General features: G+C 73.7%; 14 protein-coding genes. 13 read left to right on the top strand and 1 reads right to left on the bottom strand.

Going from position 1 to position 19,948, the window contains the following annotated elements:
• Nucleotides 1-30: 30 nt before the first annotated feature.
• Together ACH4TG_RS10665 and ACH4TG_RS10660 are read left to right on the top strand one after the other, a co-directional pair.
• On the top strand, nucleotides 31-789 hold the full coding sequence (locus tag ACH4TG_RS10665) for an IclR family transcriptional regulator (protein WP_398241822.1): 759 nt from the start codon (nucleotides 31-33) through the stop codon (nucleotides 787-789).
• Nucleotides 782-1,825, top strand: a complete 1,044-nt coding sequence (locus tag ACH4TG_RS10660; RefSeq protein WP_398241821.1) for an ornithine cyclodeaminase family protein — start codon at nucleotides 782-784, stop codon at nucleotides 1,823-1,825. Before ACH4TG_RS10665 ends, ACH4TG_RS10660 begins: the two co-directional genes overlap by 8 nt.
• Nucleotides 1,826-1,921: 96 nt before the next feature.
• Here the strand turns inward: ACH4TG_RS10660 and ACH4TG_RS10655 are convergent, their stop codons facing one another.
• Complete coding sequence (locus ACH4TG_RS10655) at nucleotides 1,922-2,944, bottom strand: GAF domain-containing protein (RefSeq protein WP_398241820.1); 1,023 nt, start codon at nucleotides 2,942-2,944, stop codon at nucleotides 1,922-1,924.
• A gap of 660 nt (nucleotides 2,945-3,604) precedes the next feature.
• On the opposite strand from ACH4TG_RS10655, the gene ACH4TG_RS10650 reads away from it, so the two are divergent.
• The 11 genes from ACH4TG_RS10650 to ACH4TG_RS10600 all read left to right on the top strand — a co-directional run bounded on the left by ACH4TG_RS10650 (nucleotide 3,605) and on the right by ACH4TG_RS10600 (nucleotide 19,881).
• A complete protein-coding gene (locus ACH4TG_RS10650; RefSeq protein WP_398241819.1) occupies nucleotides 3,605-5,545 on the top strand; it encodes a beta-ketoacyl synthase N-terminal-like domain-containing protein in 1,941 nt (646 codons plus the stop codon).
• A complete protein-coding gene (locus ACH4TG_RS10645) occupies nucleotides 5,542-7,095 on the top strand; it encodes an amino acid adenylation domain-containing protein (protein WP_398241818.1) in 1,554 nt (517 codons plus the stop codon). The genes ACH4TG_RS10650 and ACH4TG_RS10645 overlap by 4 nt, the downstream gene beginning before the upstream one ends.
• Before the next feature lie 90 nt (nucleotides 7,096-7,185).
• On the top strand, nucleotides 7,186-8,370 hold the full coding sequence (locus tag ACH4TG_RS10640) for an FAD-dependent oxidoreductase (protein ID WP_398241817.1): 1,185 nt from the start codon (nucleotides 7,186-7,188) through the stop codon (nucleotides 8,368-8,370).
• A 404-nt stretch (nucleotides 8,371-8,774) separates the two neighbouring features.
• Nucleotides 8,775-11,831, top strand: coding sequence for a nitrate- and nitrite sensing domain-containing protein (locus tag ACH4TG_RS10635; RefSeq protein ID WP_398241816.1), 3,057 nt, complete (start codon nucleotides 8,775-8,777; stop codon nucleotides 11,829-11,831).
• Nucleotides 11,824-12,255 carry a roadblock/LC7 domain-containing protein gene (locus ACH4TG_RS10630; protein ID WP_398241815.1) on the top strand — a complete coding sequence of 144 codons (432 nt, stop codon included), beginning with the start codon at nucleotides 11,824-11,826 and terminating at the stop codon, nucleotides 12,253-12,255. The genes ACH4TG_RS10635 and ACH4TG_RS10630 overlap by 8 nt, the downstream gene beginning before the upstream one ends.
• A complete protein-coding gene (locus tag ACH4TG_RS10625; RefSeq protein ID WP_398241814.1) occupies nucleotides 12,248-12,622 on the top strand; it encodes a DUF742 domain-containing protein in 375 nt (124 codons plus the stop codon). The genes ACH4TG_RS10630 and ACH4TG_RS10625 overlap by 8 nt, the downstream gene beginning before the upstream one ends.
• Nucleotides 12,603-13,199 carry a GTP-binding protein gene (locus ACH4TG_RS10620; RefSeq protein ID WP_398241813.1) on the top strand — a complete coding sequence of 199 codons (597 nt, stop codon included), beginning with the start codon at nucleotides 12,603-12,605 and terminating at the stop codon, nucleotides 13,197-13,199. Before ACH4TG_RS10625 ends, ACH4TG_RS10620 begins: the two co-directional genes overlap by 20 nt.
• Nucleotides 13,200-13,268: 69 nt before the next feature.
• Nucleotides 13,269-13,787, top strand: coding sequence for a hypothetical protein (locus ACH4TG_RS10615; protein WP_398241812.1), 519 nt, complete (start codon nucleotides 13,269-13,271; stop codon nucleotides 13,785-13,787).
• 61 nt (nucleotides 13,788-13,848) lie between these two features.
• Nucleotides 13,849-15,132, top strand: coding sequence for a glycosyl hydrolase (locus ACH4TG_RS10610; protein ID WP_398241811.1), 1,284 nt, complete (start codon nucleotides 13,849-13,851; stop codon nucleotides 15,130-15,132).
• A gap of 72 nt (nucleotides 15,133-15,204) precedes the next feature.
• A complete protein-coding gene (locus ACH4TG_RS10605) occupies nucleotides 15,205-18,411 on the top strand; it encodes an alpha-mannosidase (RefSeq protein ID WP_398241810.1) in 3,207 nt (1,068 codons plus the stop codon).
• Nucleotides 18,412-18,624: 213 nt separating this feature from the next.
• Entirely contained in the window at nucleotides 18,625-19,881 is a 1,257-nt protein-coding gene (locus ACH4TG_RS10600) for a DUF4032 domain-containing protein (protein ID WP_398241809.1), read from the top strand.
• The last annotated feature ends 67 nt before the right edge of the window (nucleotides 19,882-19,948 follow it).

The raw sequence follows: 19,948 nt of genomic DNA, 5'->3' as shown, positions 1-19,948 counted from the left end.
CCAGAGCCGCCGAGACAGGGAGGGCCGACCGTGCCCGCGTCCGCCACATCCGCCGTGGACAAGGCCCTCGACCTGATCGAGGCCGTCGCCCGGTCCGACCGGCCGCTGCGGCTGAGCGAGATCGCCGACGGGCTGGGCATGAACCGGGCGACCGCCTATCGCGTGCTGGCCGACCTGGTGCGGCGGCGCTGGGTGCTGCGGTTCGGCGACACGTACGTGCCGGGGCCCGCGGTGCTGCAGCTGTCGCCGGCCGCGGCGGCCCGGTCGCTGGTGCTGGCCGCCCGCCCGGTGCTGGAGGAGCTGTCCGAGGCGACCGGCATGATGGCCAACCTCCAGGTGCTGGCCGCGGACCGGTCGCGGGTGGTGGACGTGGTCCGCCCGGCGCGGCTGGAGATGATCAGCGACCTGCGCGACGACCTGCTGCCGGTGCACCGCTTCGCCGGCCCGCTGGCCCTGGTCGCCGCCCTCGACGAGGCTGCACGCCTGCCGTACCTGCGTCCGGCCCGCGAGGCCGGTCACCCGCTGCCGGGGCCCGACGGGCTGCTGGCGGCGCTGGAGCAAACGGCGGGCACCGGCTTCGCACTGCAGCGCGGGCGCGAGCAGCCGCTGGTCGCGTCCCTCAGCCGCGCGCTGACCACCGCGGGCGCCGGGCCGATCTGCGCGATCACCCTGGTGGGACCGTCCGTTGACTTCGCCGATCCGGAACTCCCCCAGCTGCGACGACGGTTGGCCGACGCGGTGGACCGGCTGGCGGACGCCCTCACGACCCCGGGACGCCACCGTGACTGACACCTCCGGCGGTTCGCCCGCCGCCCGCTCCGCCGCGCCCGCGGGGCCGCTGGTGCTCGGGCCGGAGGCCACCCGTGCGGCGCTGGACCCGGTCCGCGTGCTGGAGGCGGTCTCCGCGGCGCTGATCGCCGTGAGCGAGGGCACGGTGAGCGCGCCGCCGCGGATCGCCGCCACCGGGCCGCAGGGCCTGCTCGGCGCGATGCCCGCCTACGTGCCGGGGCTGGGGCTGGCGGCCAAACTCGTGACGGTCTTCCCCGACCCCGGGCGGCCGGGCCGCAGCACCCACCGCGGGGTGGTGGCGCTGTTCGACGAGGACGACGGGCGGCTGGCGGCGCTGGTCGACGCCGAGCCGCTGACCGCGGTGCGCACCGCGGCGTCCGCGACGGCCGCGATGCGGGCGCTGGCCCGGCCGGACGCGGCACGGATCGCGGTTGTCGGGACCGGCGCGCAGGCCACCGCCCAACTCGCCCTGCTGGCCGCCCTCGCGGGCGCGAACGACGCGAGGCGCCCGGAGCGTCCGGACCTTCCGGGGCCCGCCGGCGGATCCCCTGTCGGGCCGGCGGGCGCCCGGATCGTCGTCGCGGGCCGTGACCCGGGGCGTGCCCGGGTGCTTGCGGCGGCGTTCCCCGGCGCGGCGGCCGCGCCGATCGAGGACGCGGTGCGCGGCGCCGACGTGGTCTTCTGCTGCACCGGGGCGCGCGAGCCGGTGGTCGAGGCCGGCTGGCTGGCGCCCGGAACGCATGTCAGCTCGGTCGGCGGCTCGGAGGGCCACGAGCTGGACCGGGCCACGGTGGAGGCGGGTGCGCTGTTCACCGAGTGGACGGGCGCCGTGACGGCGGCTCCGCCGGCCGGTGCGCACGAGTTGCAGGGCCTGGCGCCGGAGCGCGCGGTGCTGATCGGCAGCGTGCTGTCCGGCCGTCACCCCGGGCGGCGCGACGCGCGGGAGATCACCGTGTTCAAGTCCACCGGCCACGCCGCGCTGGACGTGGCGGCGGCGCGGGTCGTGCGGGATGCCGCGGTCGCACCACCGGGGTGACGCGGTCGCCCGCGACCCCCGGCGGCGTGGCTCCGGCCCCGGACCGTGCCCGGGACGCGGCCCCCGTAGCCGCCTGCTCCCGCTGGAACGCCGGGCTCAGCGCCCGAAGTTGCCGCCGCCCGGCAGGCCGCCGGCACCCAGCCGCTCGAAGCGCTCCTGCACGTTCGCCGCGAACGCCTGCTGCTCGGGCCCCGAGTGGGCCTGGCCGGTGGTGTTCATGGCCACCGTCAGCACGCCGCTGATGGAGGCGCCGGGGGACGTACGGACCGGCGTGCACAGGAAGTTGAACTCCTGCGGCGCGGGCTCGTCGTACGTCATGACCGAGGCGCTGTTGATCATCGTGGGCGTGCCCGATCGGAAGGCGTCGTCCATCGCGTTGAACACGCCGACCGCGTCCAGTCCGGGCAGCACCTGCCGGCCGGGGCTGAACTGCGGGACCATGCCGAACGCCGAGCCCTGCCGGCCGTTGGCGTAGCGCAGCAGGTGGTTGGCGCCCTCGGTGAGCATGATCGGGAACGGCGCGCCGTCGAAGACCCCGAACAGCTCCTGCTGCTGGGCGAGCAGGCTGTCGCGCAGCTTGAACTCCGAGAGCAGGGTCTGGGTCAGCTCCTGCATGCCCTCCCGCAGGTTGCGGTCCCAGCTGCGCGGCTTGACGTCGGCGACGCAGACCGTGCCGAGGATCATGCCGGTGTTGTCGATCAGCGGCGTGCCCAGGTAGGAGCGCACGCCCATGTCGTTGACCAGCGGGTTGCCCTTGAACCGCGGGTAGTCGAACACGTCGTCGAGCGCGAGCTGGGAGCCCTGCGCCACCACGTGGGGGCAGAACCCGTAGTCGCCGGGAGCCTCCCGGGCGACGCTGCTCAGGTCGAAGACGATCCCGCCCGCCTCGGGACCGGGCTGGTCGTCCGGGTTACTGGGGACGTACATCCCGCGGAACATCTGCCGTTCGTCGTTGATGAAGTTGACCATGGCAAGGGGGGACTGCGTGAAGGTGGCCGCCAGCCGGGCGACGCGGTCGAACGTGGCCTCCGCGTCGACGGTGTTGAGGCCGAGAATCTGCAGTCGCAACTTCCGCTGCTCGCCCGCGAGTCGGGCCTGATCGGAGGACAAGGGATCCATGGCATCAGATGAAATCAGAAGACCGGGCCTGACGGATCATCCGGTTCGATAATGTCCGCATCATGCGCCTGAGGTGACCGCGCCGAACACGCAGAGTGCCGAGATCCCGCCATTCCGGTAACCTCCACCTGCCGCTGGCCAGGCGCATATGCCCAACCCGGGAGTCTGTCCACCCACTTCCAGGTTTCAACCTCGGCCGATCACTTCCCGCCATTCCTTGAGCGACAATCGAGCAGATGCGAGGGTACGTACGACAATCGTGCGGTGACCGCGCAACCGGTGGGTTCCCGACCTCGGGTTCCGGAACTCGCCGGCGGGGGCGGACCGAGACGGCTGACGTCGCAGGCCCGTGCGTGCCATTTGTCCGAAGTACCAGCGAGAGAGGGCACGGTGGGGTGGGGCAGGTGCGGGGTGAGCTGTGTGCCTCCCGTCGGAGACGGCGGCCGGGCGTTTTCAGCCAGCCGGGCATTTCCGCCCCGCCGGGATCCCCACCGTGTGCCAGGGCCTCAGGCCGCCGCCCGGGCGGCCCGCTCGCCGTCGACCGACGGGAGCGGTGACCACTCCAGGTCGTAGGGGCGCATGCAGTCGCTCCGATGACATACGGCAAGGTCAACTCCGCCACCACACACGCACAGTGGCGAAGCACTGAAGGAGTTCCCCATGATCAGGTCGGACATGGACGCGCGGTCCGTGGCAGTGATCGGCATGTCCTGCCGGCTCCCGGGCGCTTCGGGCACGGAGGCGCTGTGGGCACTGCTGCGCAACGGCGTGGACGCCACGAGTGAGACACCTCCTGAACGCTACGACGTGGACGCGTTGCACTCACCGGCACCCAAGCCGGGGCGGATCGCCAGCCGCCGCGCCGGCTACCTCGACCACGTCGCCGACTTCGACGCCGGCTTCTTCGGCATGTCCCCCACCGAGGCCGCGGAACTCGACCCGCAGCAGCGGCTGCTGCTGATGGCCGCCTACGAGGCGCTGGAGGACGCCGGCCAGCGCCCCGACCAGCTGGCCGGCTCCCGCACCGGTGTCTTCGTCGGCAACGCCCGGGCGGACTACCTCGAACTGGCCCTGCGCCAGGGCCTGGAGGGGGCGACCGCCGCCCAGCTGAACAACTTCCGCTCGCTGCTGCCGGCCCGCCTCTCGCACACCTTCGACTTCCGCGGGCCCAGCGTGGTGGTGGACACCGCCTGCTCCTCGGCCCTGGTGGCCGTGCACCAGGCGGTGCAGAGCCTGCGGGTCGGCGAGACCCCGCTGGCGGTGGCCGCGGCGGTGAACCTCGCGCTGCGCCCCGACGAGGGCGTCGTGATGAGCCAGGCCGGCGCCATGTCCCCCGACGGCCGCAGCAAGTTCGGCGACGCGCAGGCCGACGGGCACGCCCCCAGCGACGCGGTGGCGGTCGTCGTCCTCAAGCGGCTCGGCGACGCGCTCGCCGACGGGGACCGGATCCGCGCCGTCATCGCGGGCAGCGCCGTCGGCAACGACGGCCGCACCAGCGACAGCGTGCTCAACCCTTCCCTGGCCGGGCAGCTGTCGGTGCTGCGCTGGGCGTACGAGGACGCCGGCGTCGAGCCGTCCGAGGTGGACTACGTCGAGGCGCACGGCTCCGGCTCCCCCGCCCTGGACCCGCTGGAGCTGACCGCGCTGGGCGAGGTGCTGGGCGCCGACCGGCCCGCGGACCGGCCGCTGCTGGTCGGCTCGGTCAAGACGAACATCGGGCACGCGGAGGCCGCCGGCGGCCTGGCCGGGCTGATCAAGGCGGTGCTGTGCCTGGAGCACCACCAGGTCCCGGCGAGCCTGCACCTGTCCGCGCCCAGCCCCAGGGTCCCCTGGGCGGCGCTGCCGCTGGAGGTGCCGGGCGAGCTGCGCGACCTGCCCGAGCTGGGCCGCCCGGCGGTCGCCGGGGTCTCCGGCCAGGGCTCGTCGGCGCTCAACGCCCATGTGGTGCTGCGCCAGGCCGAGGCCGCGCCCGCGCCCGCCACCGGCGCGCCCGGCTCCCCGTTCCTGCTGGTGCTCTCCGCGCGCAGCCCGGAGGCGCTCGCCGCCCTCGCCCAGGCGTACGCGGACTACCTGGGGCCCTGGGGGCAGGGCTCCCGCCACGCGCTGCGCGACATCTGCTTCAGCGCCGCCACCCGCCGCCAGCACCACGAGCACCGGATGGCGGTCGTCGGCTCCACCCACGACGAGATGGCGGCCGCGCTGTCCGGGCTGCCGGGCATGGGCGGCCAGCCGCTGTCCGGCCTCGCCGAGCGCTACCGCTGGGGCGAGGAGCTGGACTGGGAGAAGGTGTTCGGCGAGCCCGGGCGCTACGTCCCGCTCCCCCACTACCCGTGGCAGACCAAGCGCTACTGGGTGGGCGAGCAGGACGACTCGGGCGCCGGCGACCTGGCCGGCTGGATGCTGCGCGAGCACGCGCGCACCGGCTTCGACGACGGCTCGACGCTCAATGAGATCGGCATCGACTCGCTGGCCCGGCTGCGCATCCTGGTCGAGCTGGCCAAGCGCTCCAGCCAGGAGGTCGACCCGGACGAGTTCGGCCGGCTGCGCACGGTCGGCGAGCTGCGCCGGTGGACCCGCGGCCTGGAGGCCGGCGCGCGATGAGCGATCCGCTGACCGCGTACGAGCGTTTCGCCCAGTCCGCCGCCGCCTACGGCCACGACGTCACCGCCCTGGAGGTGGGCGAGGACCGGCTCAGCTACGGGGAGTTGCGCGACCTGGCCGAGCGGCTCGCCGCGCACCTGGTCGCGAGGGCCGGCGGTACCGCGCCGCGCCGGGTGGGCCTGCTGGCCGGCCGCTCGGTGACCGCCTACGCCGGGTACCTGGCCGCGCTGCGGCTGGGCGCCACCGTCGTCCCGCTCAACCCCGAGCACCCGGCGGCGCGCACCGGCGCCATCGCGTCCGCCGCGCAGCTGGAGCTGGTGGTGGCCGACGCCTCCGCCGGGAGCTCCGCGGACGGCGGCGACGGCCCCGGCGTGCCCGTGGTCCACGTCGGGCCCGAGGAGCTGCGGGTGCTGGCCAAGGAGCCGGCCCCGGACCTGCCCGACCCCCAGGCCGGCCCGGACGATGTGGCGTACCTCATATATACGTCGGGTTCGACCGGCACCCCCAAGGGTGTGCCGATCCTGCACCGCAACATCTCCGCCTACCTCGACCGGTTCGCCGGCCGGTACGGGATCGGGCCGGGCAGCCGGCTGTCGCAGACGTTCGAGCTGACCTTCGACGGTTCGGTGCACGACCTGTTCGTGGCGTGGGCGGACGGCGGCACGCTGGTGGTCCCGATGCGCGGCCAACTACTGTCGCCGGTACGGACGATCAACAACCTGCGGCTGACCCACTGGTTCTCGGTGCCGTCGCTGATCTCCTTCGCCTCCCGGCTCGGCACCCTCACCCCGGGCAGCATGCCCACCCTGCGCTGGAGCGTCTTCGGCGGCGAGCCGCTGACGCTGGACGCGGCCCGCGAGTGGCGGACGGCGGCGCCCGGCAGCGCGATCGAGGTCCTGTACGGCCCGACAGAACTCACCATCTCCTGCACGGCCTACCGGCTGCCGGACGACCCGGCCGACTGGCCGCGGACACCCAACGGCACCGCGCCGATCGGCAGTTGCCACCGCGACCTGGACTTCGTGCTGCTCGACGAGGACGGCCGGCCGGGCGACCGCGGCGAGTTGTGCATCCGCGGCCCGCTGCGCTTCCCCGGCTACCAGGACCCGGCGAACAACGCCGGCCGCTTCCTCACCCCCCGCCAGGAGCCCTTCGCCGACGGCCGGCTCACCGACCGGCACTGGTACCGTACCGGCGACCGGGTCGCGGTCCAGGACGGCAGCCTCGTCCATCTGGGGCGCGTCGACCACCAGGTGAAAGTCCGCGGCCACCGCATCGAACTGGGAGAGATCGAGGCCGTGTTGCGACAGCAGCCCGGAGTGCGCGACGCCGTGGTGCTCGCCCTGGCGACCGAGGACGGCGAACCGGAACTGCACGCGGCCGTCACCGGCGACACTTGCGACCGGGACCGGCTCTACGCGGGCCTGACCGACCGGCTTCCGCCGTACATGCTGCCTCGCAGGATCGACGTCCTCGACGCGTTCCCGCTCAACTCCAACGGCAAGATCGACCGCATGGCCCTGCGCACCGCACTCGGACACAGCCGCTGACTCGCGGCCGGGCAACGCCGCCCGTCCGCAGCGGAGCGTGACCGGGTACCGCCGCGACCTCCATCGTCCCGACGTCAGTTGTGAGGCCCCATGTTCGACGCCATCGTGGTGGGCGCGCGCTGCGCCGGCGCACCCACCGCCATGCTGCTCGCCCGTGCCGGCTACCGGGTGCTCCTGCTCGACAAGGCGCCGGCGGGCACCGACACCCTGTCCACCCACCTCATCCACCAGCCCGGCGTGGCGGCCCTGGCGCGCTGGGGACTGCTGGACCAGGTGCGCGCGACCGGCTGCCCGCCGCTGGAGAACGTTGTCTACGAGATCGCCGACGTCCATCTCGAGGGCTGCGCACGGGGCGTGGAGGGCCAGCGCGCCGGATACGCCCCGCGGCGCCACGTGCTGGACGGCATCCTCGCCGACGCGGCGGCCGAGGCGGGCGTGGAGGTCCGCGACCGCAGCCAGGTCACCGGGCTGCTGCGCGACGCCACCGGGCGGGTGGTCGGCGTGGAGGGCCGCCGCCAGCAGCAGCCGTTCACCGAGCGTGCCCACCTGGTGATCGGCGCCGACGGGATGCGCTCCACCGTCGCCCGGCTCGCCGGGGCGCCGTTCACCGTCACGGACCGCCGGATGACCTGCGCCTACTACGCGTACTACGAGGACGTGCCGGCCGAACTGGAGCTGTACGAGGCGCCCGGCAGCTGGACCGCGGCGGTGCCGACCAACGACAAACTCACCCTGGTCCTGGCCTATTTCCCGCAAGCCCTCTTCGAACAGGTGCGGACCGACGCCCGCCACCACTACCTGGAGCAGGTGCGGGCCACCGCGCCCGCGCTGTTCGCGCGGCTGGACGGCCGGGAACCGGTGGAGCGCCTGCGCGGCACCGGCGACCAGCAGAACTTCTTCCGCCAGGCGGCGGGCCCCGGCTGGGCGCTGGTCGGCGACGCGGGCCACCACAAGGACTCGATCACCGCGCGCGGGATCAGCGACGCCTTCCTGCAGGTCGAGTCGCTGGTCCGGCACGTGGCCGGCCGGCTCGGCGGCGACCCGGCGCAACTCGACGCCGCCCTCGCGGACTTCGGGGCCGAGCGTGACGCAACTCTCACGCCCGGGTACGAGGCCACGCTGGGCGTCGCACAGCTGGAACCGCACGATCAGCGCATGTCACTCCTGCGCGCGGTGCAGACGGACTCCGAACTCACCTCGATCTACTTCGACATGGTTGCCGGGATCGGTTCCGCGAGCGCGCTCTACACGCCTAGACTCCTGGCTCTGCTGTGACCTGCGGGGCCCCTGGTACGGACGCTGGCGGGGGCCCCGGATAACAGCACGGCTTTCCGAACACCGGGTGAGCGCATTCGGTCAACTGGTAGTTGCCAGAGGCAGACGCTGACGGTCCGCCATGATCCTGGTAGGGTCACGGCGTAGCCCACTTCGGTGACGGTGAGTCAAGTTGCCGCGCCGAAGAGACACGGCATTTCTCTGCAACGCCCTACCGAACACCAGCGCTCCGCTGCCGTACGAGGAATCAGATGCCAGGCACTCGCGACCGGTTGACGCGTCACCGGTCCGCCCCGCGTAGATCTTCGCGATTCTCGTTCGTCCTGCCCCTGGTCGTTCCTGCCGTCTGCCTGAGCGGACTGTGGAGCTACGAGGCAGCCGGACTCGTCGACCGTCACAGCCAGTTGACCTCCGAGGCGGACCACGTGTCCGCCGTCGCCCGCCCGGCCCAGGTGGTCCTGGCCCGGCTGCAGGACGAGCGCCGGTTCACCGCGATCTGGCAGTCCGGCCACGCCGCCGCGGCCCGCAAGGACCTCGACGAGGCGCGCCGGAAGACCGACTCGGCCGTCCAGGACTACCGCAGGGCCACCCCGTCCGCGCTGGACGGCTCAACGCTGCGCGGCACCGCCAAGTCCCTCGACGACGCCCTGGTCTTCCTGCCCGAGCGCCGCGGTGCGATCGACGGCAGGACCCTGTCGGCGCCCGACGCCTTCCAGTACTTCACCACCACCGTCTCCGACGGCATCGGCCTGCTGAGCGCCGCTTTACGGAGTGACGACGGGCAGTTCGCCCGTGGCGCCACCACCACGGCCACCGTGGCGCAGATCACCGAGATGCTCTCCCGCGAGGACGCGCTGCTCTCCGGCGCGGTGCCCGGCGGCCACCTGTCGGCCGCCGACCGCGCCCAGTTCGACGACGCCCTCGCGGTGCAGCGCTCGCTGCGCACCGGGCTGGGCGCCGGCGACCTGCCCGGCACCGGCCCCGCCGGGTACGCCAGGATCACCGACAGCGGCGGCTACACCACGCTGACGAAGATCGAGGACGCGGTCTCCACCGGGCAGGGCACCTCCCTGCCCGCGTCGGCCTCGGCCTGGCCTGCGGCCGCCACGCAGGTCACCGGTGACCTGCAGTCGCTGACCTCGGACGCGCTGTCCGAGCTCGGCAGCAAGTCCTCGGACAAGGCGGAGGAGATGCTGCTCGGGCTGCTCCTCGGCACCCTGGCGACGCTGGCCGCGCTGGCCGGCGGCGCCTATCTGTCGCTGCGCAACCGGCGGACGATCACCGGCCGGCTCAACGCGCTGCAGGCGCACGCCGACGAGCTGTCCAACGTGTGGCTGCCGCGGCTGATGGCCAGGATCGAGGCGGGCGAGCGCATCGACCCCGCGATGCTGGTGCCGCAGGGTCCCACGCCCGCCGACGAGGTGCAGCGGCTGGCCGCGTCCATCGACCGGCTCGGCCGGGTCGCCGCGGACACCGTGCTGCGCCAGTCGCTCGGCCGCGAGGGCGGCGAGAAGGTCTTCGGTCAGCTCATCCGCCGTACCCAGTCGCTGATCCACCGGCTGATCTCGCTGCTCGACGACCTGGAGCGCAAGCACGAGGACTCCGACCTGCTGAAGGACATCTTCGCGGTCGACCACCTCGCCACCCGCGTGCGCCGTCACGCCGAGAGCCTGGTGATCCTCAGCGGTTCGCCGCCCAACCGCCGTATGACCACGGCTGTTTCGATCGTCGACGTGATGCGCAGCGCGGTCGCCGAGACCGAGCAGTACACCCGTGTCCGCGTGAAGAACCTGCCCGCCGAGCGCCAACTGGCCCTGGCCGGGCGCGCGGTGGCCGACGTCACCCACCTGCTCGCCGAACTCATCGAGAACGGCACCGCGTTCTCGCCGCCGGACACCCAGGTGTCGGTCAGCGCGACGCGGGTCGCCAAGGGCCTGGTCGTGCACATCGAGGACCACGGCCTCGGCATGCCGCAGGACATGATCGACCACGCCAACGAGCTGCTCGCCCACCCGCCCAAGCTGGACATGCGGGCGCTGAGCGAGGACCCGCGCCTCGGCCACTTCGTGGTCGCCCGGCTCGCCGAGCGGCACAGCATCAAGGTCGAGGTCCGCGACTCGGTCTACGGCGGCACGATGGTCGTCGTGCTGGTGCCGGCGAACCTGCTCGAGGAGCTGGACTCGCCGGTCCTCGACCAGCTCAAGTCGGCGGCCAGCGCGAGCGGCATGATGGCCATGGACGCCGGCCGGCAGGCGCCGGCCGCGGCCGCGGTCGGCAGTGCGGCCGGCGGCCCGGGCAGCGACCAGCCGGGCGACCTGGTGGCGGCCGCCGCCGCGCACGACGACGGCTACGCGCTCACCCACACGCGGATGCCGGAGCACAGCGGTTTCCCGGAGTACGGCGGTGCGGGCCTGCTTCCCGCGAGTGCGGACTTCCCGTCGCCGGGGATCTCGGCGGGCACCATGGCCACCGGCCCCGCGGCCACTGGCTGGGTGGCGCCCGAGGAGCACCCGGCGCACCGGCAGTCCGCGGGCCAGGAGCACCCGGCGCAGCCGAGCCGGCCGGAGCCGCAGCACGCGGAGCCGTACCGGAGCGAGCCGTACCGGCCGGAGCCGCAGCGGGCCCAGGCCCCTTACGGGGAGCCGGTCCGGTCGGAGCCGCAGCGGCCGGAGCCGCAGCCGGCGGAGCCCCAGCGGCCGTCGACGATCCGCGGCACGACCGTCCGCACGCAGGCCACCCCGTCGGGCGCCGGGCTGTCCCCGCAAAGGGGTCCGTCAGGCGCGGGGCTGTCCCCGCAGGCCGGACCGTCAGGCGCCGGGCTGTCCCCGCAGGCCGGACCATCGGGTGCGGGGCTGTCCCCGCAGGCCGGACCGTCAGGTGCGGGGCTGTCCCCGCAAGGGGGTCCGTCGGGTGCGGGGCTGTCGCCGCAGGCCGGGCCGCAGCAGGCGCCTTACGCGCCGGCCGGACCGCGGGCCGGGCAGTACTCCGCGCCGCAGGCGCCCCCCGCGGCGCCGACGGGCACGGGTCCCGCCGCACCCCAGCCGGGTGCGCACGGCCCCTCCGTCCCCACGGCTGCGGCACCGCAGGCACCGGCCGGACGTCCCGCCCCCAACGGGGCGGCGCCCGCCGGACCCGGATCCCCGCCGGATCCGAACCGTCACCTCACCACCCCTCCGGTGCTGCCGCAGCGGAGACGGGGAGCCAGCCTGGCCCAGCAGTTGCGCAGGGAAGCCGCGCAGACGCAGGGCAGACCGGAGGGCGACGGGCACCATGGCGGCATCTCCCCGGAGGCGTCTGCCCGCGCGATGATCGCGATTCAGCAGGGACTGCAGCGGGCGCGGATGCCCGAGGCAGGCGAGCCGGGCGGCGCAGGCAGGCCGGCGGAGGATTCGTGGAGGTCGGGTGGCAACCAATGGGAGTCGGGTGCCGGCCAATGGGAGGGAGATTTAAACAATGACTGAGCACGTACAGCCCGGACCCCAGCTGGACTGGCTCCTCGACACTCTGGTGGACCGCGTCCCGGAGATCCGGTGCGCCATCGTGCTGTCCGGGGACGGCCTGCTCATCGGGAAGTCGAAGGACCTGCGCCGGGACGACGCCGAGCACCTGTCGGCGGTCGGCTCCGGCATGCACAGCCTCGCCCGCGGGGCGGCGCGCCACTTCCACGGTGGCGAGGTCCAGCAGACCGTCATCCAGATGGAGCGGGCCTTCCTGTTCGTCACCGCCGCGGGCCGCGGCGCCCGGCTGGCGGCGATCGCCTCGGAAGGGGTGGACGTCGGGGTGATGGCCTTCGAGATGGGAACGCTCGTCAAGCAGGTCGGCCAGTACCTGAGTGCCGCACCTCGGGTGCCTTCCCAGCCCGGCGGACTTGTCCAGGATGCCTGAGCGTCGATGGCACGACGACGAGGAGACCGGACGCCACCTGCGGCCGTACGCCATCACGGGCGGGCGCACCCGTCACAGTAGGCACAACTTCTCACTGATCACGCTGGTCGCCGCGCGGTCTGTGGACGAGCACGGCCCGGGCCATCTGGAACCGGAGTCGGTCCAGATCCTGGAGCTCTGCCGAGACCGCGCGGTGGCGATCGCCGAGATCGCCGCACACCTGGACCTGCCGGTGAGCGTCGTGAAGATCCTCTGCGGGGATCTGCTGCACGCCGCGCTCATCCTGGTCCAGGCACCGCCCGGCAAGGAGGACCAACCGAGCGTGGAAATCATTGAAAAGGTGATTGATGGTATCCGTCGGCTCTGAACCGGTCATGCCGACCGCACTGAAGATCCTCATAGCGGGCGGCTTCGGTGCCGGCAAGACGACTCTGGTGGGCGCGGTCAGCGAGGTGCCTCCGCTGGAGACCGAGGAACGCATGACGACCGTGAGTCTCGGCGTCGACGACCTGTCCGGCATCGAGGGCAAGACGTCGACCACGGTCGCCATGGACTTCGGCCGTATCACCATCGCGCCCGAACTGGTCCTGTACCTGTTCGGCACGCCCGGCCAGGACCGCTTCTGGTTCATGTGGGACGACCTGGCGACCGGCGCGCTGGCCGCGGTGGTCCTGGCGGACACCCGCCGGCTGGAGGCGTCGTTCGCCGCGATCGACTTCTTCGAGTCCCGCGAGATCCCGTTCGCGATCGGCGTCAACTGCTTCAACGGGCGCCGCGACTGCACCAGCGACGAGGTCCGCTCCGCCCTGGACCTGGACCCCTCGACGCCCGTCGTCCTCTGCGACGTCCGCGACCGCGGCTCCGCCAAGGAGGTCCTGCTCTCCGTCCTCGAAGCCGCCCGCGACCAGGCCGCCGCCCGCCTCACCGCCCCACGCAACCTGTAGCCGCCCGGGCGTACCGGATCGCTCGTCATCCGGTACGTCCCGGCCGCGTCCGGCCCTACGCTTCGGCCCGTGACCAAGTTCACCGCAACCGTGTGCCTGCCGCCGACCGAACCGGCGGACGTCCCGTCGGCGATCGCCGGACGGATGGCCCCGTACGAGGCCGAACCCAACGGGGAGTTCAACCCGGCGGGCGAATGGGACTGGTGGTCCGTGTTCGCCTTGGCGCGTGAGGCGTTCCTCGTCCTCCCCGGGCACGACGGCGATCCGCGTGTGCTGACCGCCGCCAACGTGCCGCGCGGGGTTCTCGCGTACGACGAGTTGGAGCCGCTGGAATGCCTCGGCGGGCCGCGGGGGCTACTCGACTTCGCGGCCATGCGGGCCCGGGCGGCCCGGAGGTACGAGGCCGGGGACCCGTTTCCTTCGGACCTGGCGCAGGCCGTCTCGTGGGCGGTGCCCGGCTATGCCGTCGTCGCGCTGGACGGCTCCTGGACGGACGCGAGCAGCGACGGCTACTGGGAGCGGGCCAACCGGTACCTGGACGCCCTCGCCCCGGACACCCTCCTCGTGGAGGTCGGCTGCCACATGTGAGGCGCCGGCCCGGCCGGGCCCCGGGTTCCGTGGTCGGGGGGACGCAGGTCATGCTGGGGGGATGAGCACGTCAGGGGTGCGCTTCGGCGCGAACTACACGCCCAGCCAGGGTTGGTTCCATCACTGGCTGGACTTCGACATCGATGTCGTCCGCGCGGATCTGGACTCGATCGCGTCACTCGGCCTGGACCACGTCCGGGTGTTCCCGCTGTGGCCGGTGTTCCAGCCGAACCGGACACTGATCCGGCCGCGGGCCGTCGAGCAGCTGGTGGCGCTGGCGGACGCGGCGGCCGAACGCGGCCTGGACGTCAACGTGGACGGCCTCCAGGGGCACCTGTCCAGCTTCGACTTCCTGCCGGCCTGGACCGGCACCTGGCACCGCCGCAACATCTTCACCGACCCCGACGTCGTCGAGGCGCAGGCCGCCTACCTGCGGACGCTGGCCTCCGCCCTCGCCGACCGGCCCAACTTCATCGGCATGACGGTCGGCAACGAGATCAACCAGTTCTCCGGGCCGCCGCACCCCGACCCGGACCCGATCACCCCCGCCCAGGCGGGCAGTTGGCTGCGGCGGCAGCTCGCCGCGTGCGAGGAGGGCGCTCCCGGCCGGCTGCACCTGCACGCCGAGTACGACGCCGCCTGGTACCAGGACGGGCACGCCTTCACCCCCGCCCACTCCGCGACGATCGGCGCGCTGACCGCCGTGCACTCCTGGGTGTTCAACGGGACCGCCCAGCGGCACGGCCGCACCGGGACGGCCACCGAGCACCACGCGGCCTACCTGATCGAGCTGTCGAAGGCGTGGGCGGACGACCCGCACCGCCCGGTGTGGCTCCAGGAGGTGGGCGCGCCGGCGCCGCTGATCCCGGCGGAGCACGCCGCGTCGTTCACCGAGGCGACCGTGGCCAACGCCCTGGACTGCGCGGACGTGTGGGGCGTGACGTGGTGGTGCTCGCACGACGTGTCCCGCTCCCTCGCGGACTTCCCCGAACTCGAGTACTCCCTGGGCCTGCTCACCAACGACCGGCGGGTGAAGCCGGCCGGCGAGGCGATCCGCCGCATCGTGGCCGACCGGCGCGCCCGCGCCTACGCGCCGGCCGTGCGCAGCACCGCGCTCGTGCTGGACGCGCCCGCGGACTGGGACGCCGACGCCACCGCCGCCAACGGGCCTGCCGCCGCGGACCGTTCGACGTGCGCGCCCGGCGGCGCCTTCTTCGAGGCGTTCGCCCGCCTGACCGCGGACGGCGTGCGGCCCGCCGTCGTCCTCGCCTCGCGCGCCACCGACCAGGCCCACCTCTCCGCCCGCGGCATCACAGCGATCGTCCGGCCCGAGGACGTTCGCTAGGCGACAATCTCCGCAGAGTTCCACGCCGTCCGCGCTGCCCCCACCCCTCCGGCACACCTCGGGAGCCCCTGCATGCACGACGACCGCCGCCTGGTCGAAGCCCGCCTCAAGCGGGTGCTGGACGAACGCATCCGGCCCGCCGTCCATCCCGCGTCGCTGCCGCTGGACGTCGCGGTGTGGACCGCGCCGGACGAACCGGTGCCGGTCGCCGAGGGGCTGGCCGCCGGGCCGCTCCGGCCGATCGCGACCGGGGACCGCTGGGGAGCGCCGTGGGGCACCAGCTGGTTCCGGGTGTCGGGGACCGTCCCGGCGTCGTGGGCCGGCCGCACCGTGGAGGTCGTCCTCGACCTGGGGTTCGACGAGAACATGACCGGGTTCCAGTGCGAGGGCCTGGTCTACCGGCCGGACGGCACCCCGGTGAAGGGCCTCAACCCGCGCAACCAGTGGGTGCGCGTCGCCTCCCCCGCGGCCGGCGGCGAGGAGGTGCTGCTGCACGTCGAGGCGGCCTCCAACCCGGTACTGCTGGACTACCACCCCTTCCTGCCGACGCAGCTCGGCGACAAGGAGACCGCGGGCAGCGAACCCCGGTACCGGCTCGGCCGGATGGACCTCGTGGTGTTCGACGAGACGGTCTGGGAGCTGGTGCAGGACCTGGAGGTGCTCGGCGAGCTGATGGCCGAGCTGCCGGCGGACGGCACCCGGCGCCACGAGATCCTGCGGGCGGTCGGCCGGGCGCTCGACGCCGTCGACCTGCAGGACGTCAACGCCACGGCGGCGGCCGCCCGTTCGGAGCTGGCCGGGGTGCTGGCCTCGCCCGCGGCGGCGACCGGGCACCGGATCAGCGCGGTCGGTCACGCGCACATCGACTCGGCGTGGCTGTGGCCGCTGCGCGAGACCGTCCGCAAGGTGGCCAGGACCACCGCGAACATGACCGCGCTGCTCGACGAGCAGCCGGAGTTCGTGTTCGCGATGTCGCAGGCGCAGCAGTTCGCCTGGATCAAGGAGCACCGGCCCGAGGTGTACGCGAAGGTGAAGGCCGCGGTCGCCGAGGGCCGGTTCGTGCCGGCCGGCGGCATGTGGGTCGAGTCGGACACCAACATGCCCGGGTCGGAGGCGATGGCCCGGCAGTTCGTGCACGGCAAGCGCTTCTTCCTCGACGAGTTCGGCGTCGAGAACGAGGAGGCGTGGCTGCCCGACACCTTCGGCTTCGCGGCCGGGCTGCCGCAGATCATCAAGGCGGCCGGCTCGAAGTGGCTGCTCACGCAGAAGATCTCGTGGAGCGCGGTCAACTCCTTCCCGCACCACACGTTCCTGTGGGAGGGCATCGACGGCACGCGGATCTTCACCCACTTCCCGCCCGTCGACACCTACAACTGCTCGATGCGCGGCAGCGAGATCGCCCACGCGGCCCGCAACTTCAAGGAGAAGGGCGCGGCCCGGCACTCGCTCGCGCCGTCCGGCTACGGCGACGGGGGCGGCGGCGCCACCCGCGAGATCGTGGCGAAGGCGGCGCGGCTGCGCGACCTGGAGGGGTCGGCGCGGGTGCGCTGGGAGTCGCCCGCGGAGTTCTTCACCCAGGCCGAGGCGGAGTACCCGCAACCGCCGGTGTGGGTGGGTGAGTTGTACCTGGAGCTGCACCGAGCCACGCTGACCAGCCAGGCGCAGACCAAGCAGGGCAACCGGCGCAGCGAACACCTTTTGCGCGAGGCCGAGTTGTGGGCGGCCACCGCCGCGGTGCGGACCGGGGCGCCGTACCCGTACCGGGAGCTCGACCGGATCTGGAAGACCGTGCTGCTGCACCAGTTCCACGACATCCTGCCGGGTTCGTCGATCGCCTGGGTGCACCGGGAGGCGCGCCGCACGTACGCGGCGGTCGGCGAGGAGCTGACGGGCATCGTCACCGCGGCGCAGCAGGCGCTCGCCGGGGACGCGTCGGGCGGTCTGACGCTGGCGTTCAACGCGGCGCCGCACGCGCGCGGCGGCGTACCGGCGGGCGGCGCGGCGGTTCCGGAGGCGGCTCAGGGCGCGGATTCGGGCACGGATTCCGTCGCGGATTCGGGCGCGGGTGGCCGAACGGGTTCGGGCGGCGGGCCCGCGGTGCTCGCGCCGCGCCAGGGCGGAGGCTTCGTCCTGGCCAACGGACTGCTGCGGGTGGAGGTCGACGGCCGCGGCCTGGTGGTGTCGGTGTACGACCTCGCCGCGGACCGCGAGACCGTGGCCCCGGGCCTGGCCGCCAACCTGCTGCAACTGCACCCGGACTTCCCCAACATGTGGGACGCGTGGGACGTCGACGCGTTCTACCGCAACACCGTCACCGACCTCACCGGCGTCGATGAGCTGGCCCCCGATCCGGCGGCGGGTACGGCCGCCGCCGTGCGCGTGGTCCGCAGCTTCGGCGCGTCCCGCGTCGTCCAGGTGCTGTCGCTGCAGCCGGGCGCCGGGCGGCTGGACATCGCCACCGAAGTGGACTGGCACGAGACGGAGAAGTTCCTGAAGCTGGCGTTCCCGCTGGACGTGCACGCCGAACGGTACGCGTCCGAGACGCAGTTCGGGCACGTCCACCGGGCCACCCACACCAACACCTCGTGGGAGGCGGCGAAGTTCGAGGCGTGCAACCACCGCTTCCTGTACGTGGCGGAGCCGGGCTGGGGCGTGGCGGTCGTCAACGACTCGACGTACGGGCACGACGTGACGCGCACCGTCAGGGACGGCAGGACGGCGGCCACCGCCGAGGGCGAGGCGGCCGGCACAGCCCTCGCTTCCGCTGCGGGCGGCGCGGCCGGGCCGGACGGAGGACCGGTCGCGGACTTCGGCACCACCACAACCGTGCGGGTCTCGCTGCTGCGCGCTCCCCGCTTCCCGGACCCGGAGACCGACCAGGGCGTGCACCGGTTCCGGCACGCGCTGGTCCCGGGCGCGTCGATCGGCGACGCGGTGGCCGAGGGCTACCGCATCAACCTGCCCGAGCGGCAGGTCCGCGGCTCGCACGAGGTCGCGCCGCTGGTGTCGGTGGACGACGACGCGGTGGTGGTCAGCGCGGTCAAGCTGGCGGACGACGAGAGCGGCGACGTCGTCGTCCGGCTCTACGAGTCGTGCGGCGGCCGGGCCAGGGCCCGCGTCTCGCTCGGCTTCCCGGCGACCGGCGTGGCGGCCACCGACCTGCTGGAACGCCCGCTGGACGAGGAGGCCGCCCGGCGGACCGTCGCGATCCGGGACGGCGCGGTCGATCTGGCGCTGCGGCCCTTCGAGCTGGTCACCCTGCGGCTGGCGCGGGGCTGAGCCGGGGCTGAGCCCCGGCCGGCCGGAAGCCGGCCCAATGCCGGCGGGGGCTGCCCGCGGCCGAGGCCCTGTGCGAGCCCGGCCCTGGCGGCATCCGCGGCGCCCCCGCGTCCCTCCGCCTCAGCACGCCTGTCCGATCTGTGAACCCGCAGGCCGGACAGGTGTGCGGACGTGGCACCATCGGGCTGCCCCCTGAGGAGAGGACGCCCCGCCATGCCCCTGCACATCACGGCGACCGACGCCGACCACCCGTCGGCCCTCCTCGACCTCCCCTGGGACGTCCCGCTGGAGGAGTGGCCCGAGGAGTCGCTCGTCGCCCTCCCGCGCGGCATCTCCCGGCACGTGGTGCGGTTCGCCCGCGCCGGCGACGAGGTGGTCGCCATCAAGGAGGTCAGCCAGTGGGCGGCCGAGCGCGAGTACGGGCTGCTGCGCGACCTGGACCGCCTCGCGATACCCGCGGTGGACCCGATGGCCGTGGTCACCGGCAGGGAGGCGGCGGACGGCACGCCGCTGGAGCCGGCGCTCATCACCCGGCACCTGGGCGGCTCGCTGCCGTACCGGGCGATGTTCGAGACGACGATGCGCACCGGGACGGTGAACCGGCTGCTGGACGCGCTGGCCGTGCTGCTGGTGCGGCTGCACCTGGTCGGGTTCGCGTGGGGTGACTGCTCGCTGTCCAACACGCTGTTCCGCCGGGACGCCGGGGCCTACGCCGCGTATCTGGTGGACGCCGAGACCGGGCAGCTGCAGCCGGAACTCTCCCGCGGGCAGCGGGAGTACGACATCGAGCTGGCCCGGGTGAACATCGCCGGCGAGCTGATGGACCTGGAGGCGGGCGGCTCGCTGCACCCGTCGGTGGACCCGGTGACGTTCGGCGAGGCGATCGCCGCCCGCTACGGCGACCTGTGGCACGAGCTGACCCGCGAGTCCGTGTACCCGGCGAGCAAGCGGCACTACATCGACCGCCGGATACGGCGGCTGAACGACCTCGGCTTCGACGTCGCCGAGATGCAGATCGAGCGCTCGCCCGAGGGCGACACCGTGACGTTCGTGCCGAAGGTCGTGGACGCCGGCCACCACCAGCGGCAGCTGCTGCGGCTGACCGGCATGGACACCGAGGAGAACCAGGCGCGCAGCCTGCTCAACGACCTGGAGAGCTGGATGGCGACCCAGGACGACTACGCGCCGACCGGCCGGCTCACCGCCGACGGCTTCCCCGGCGCGCGCCCCGAGGTGCTCGCCCACCGCTGGGTGCGCCAGGTCTTCCGCCCCGCCGTGCGCGCGGTCCCGCTGGAGAAGCGCCGCGGCATGGACCCGGCGCAGCTCTACCACGAGCTGCTGGAGCACCGCTGGTACCTGTCCGAGCGGGCCCAGCACGACGTCGGCCTGGACGCCACCGTCGTCTCCTACGTCGCCGACGTCCTCCCGCACGTCCCCGACCCGACGTCGCCGCTGCCCGCCGAGGACTGATCGAGCGCCTCGCGCGTGCGCCACCGGAACAGCCACCGGCCGCGCGCACGACGCGCTGGGTCGGCAC

The sequence above is a fragment of the Streptomyces sp. NPDC020917 genome, from assembly GCF_044333795.1.
In the GTDB taxonomy this organism is placed as follows: domain Bacteria; phylum Actinomycetota; class Actinomycetes; order Streptomycetales; family Streptomycetaceae; genus Actinacidiphila.
Note: the sequence above shows the minus strand (reverse complement) of the source record. Positions and strands in the feature narration are given on the sequence as shown.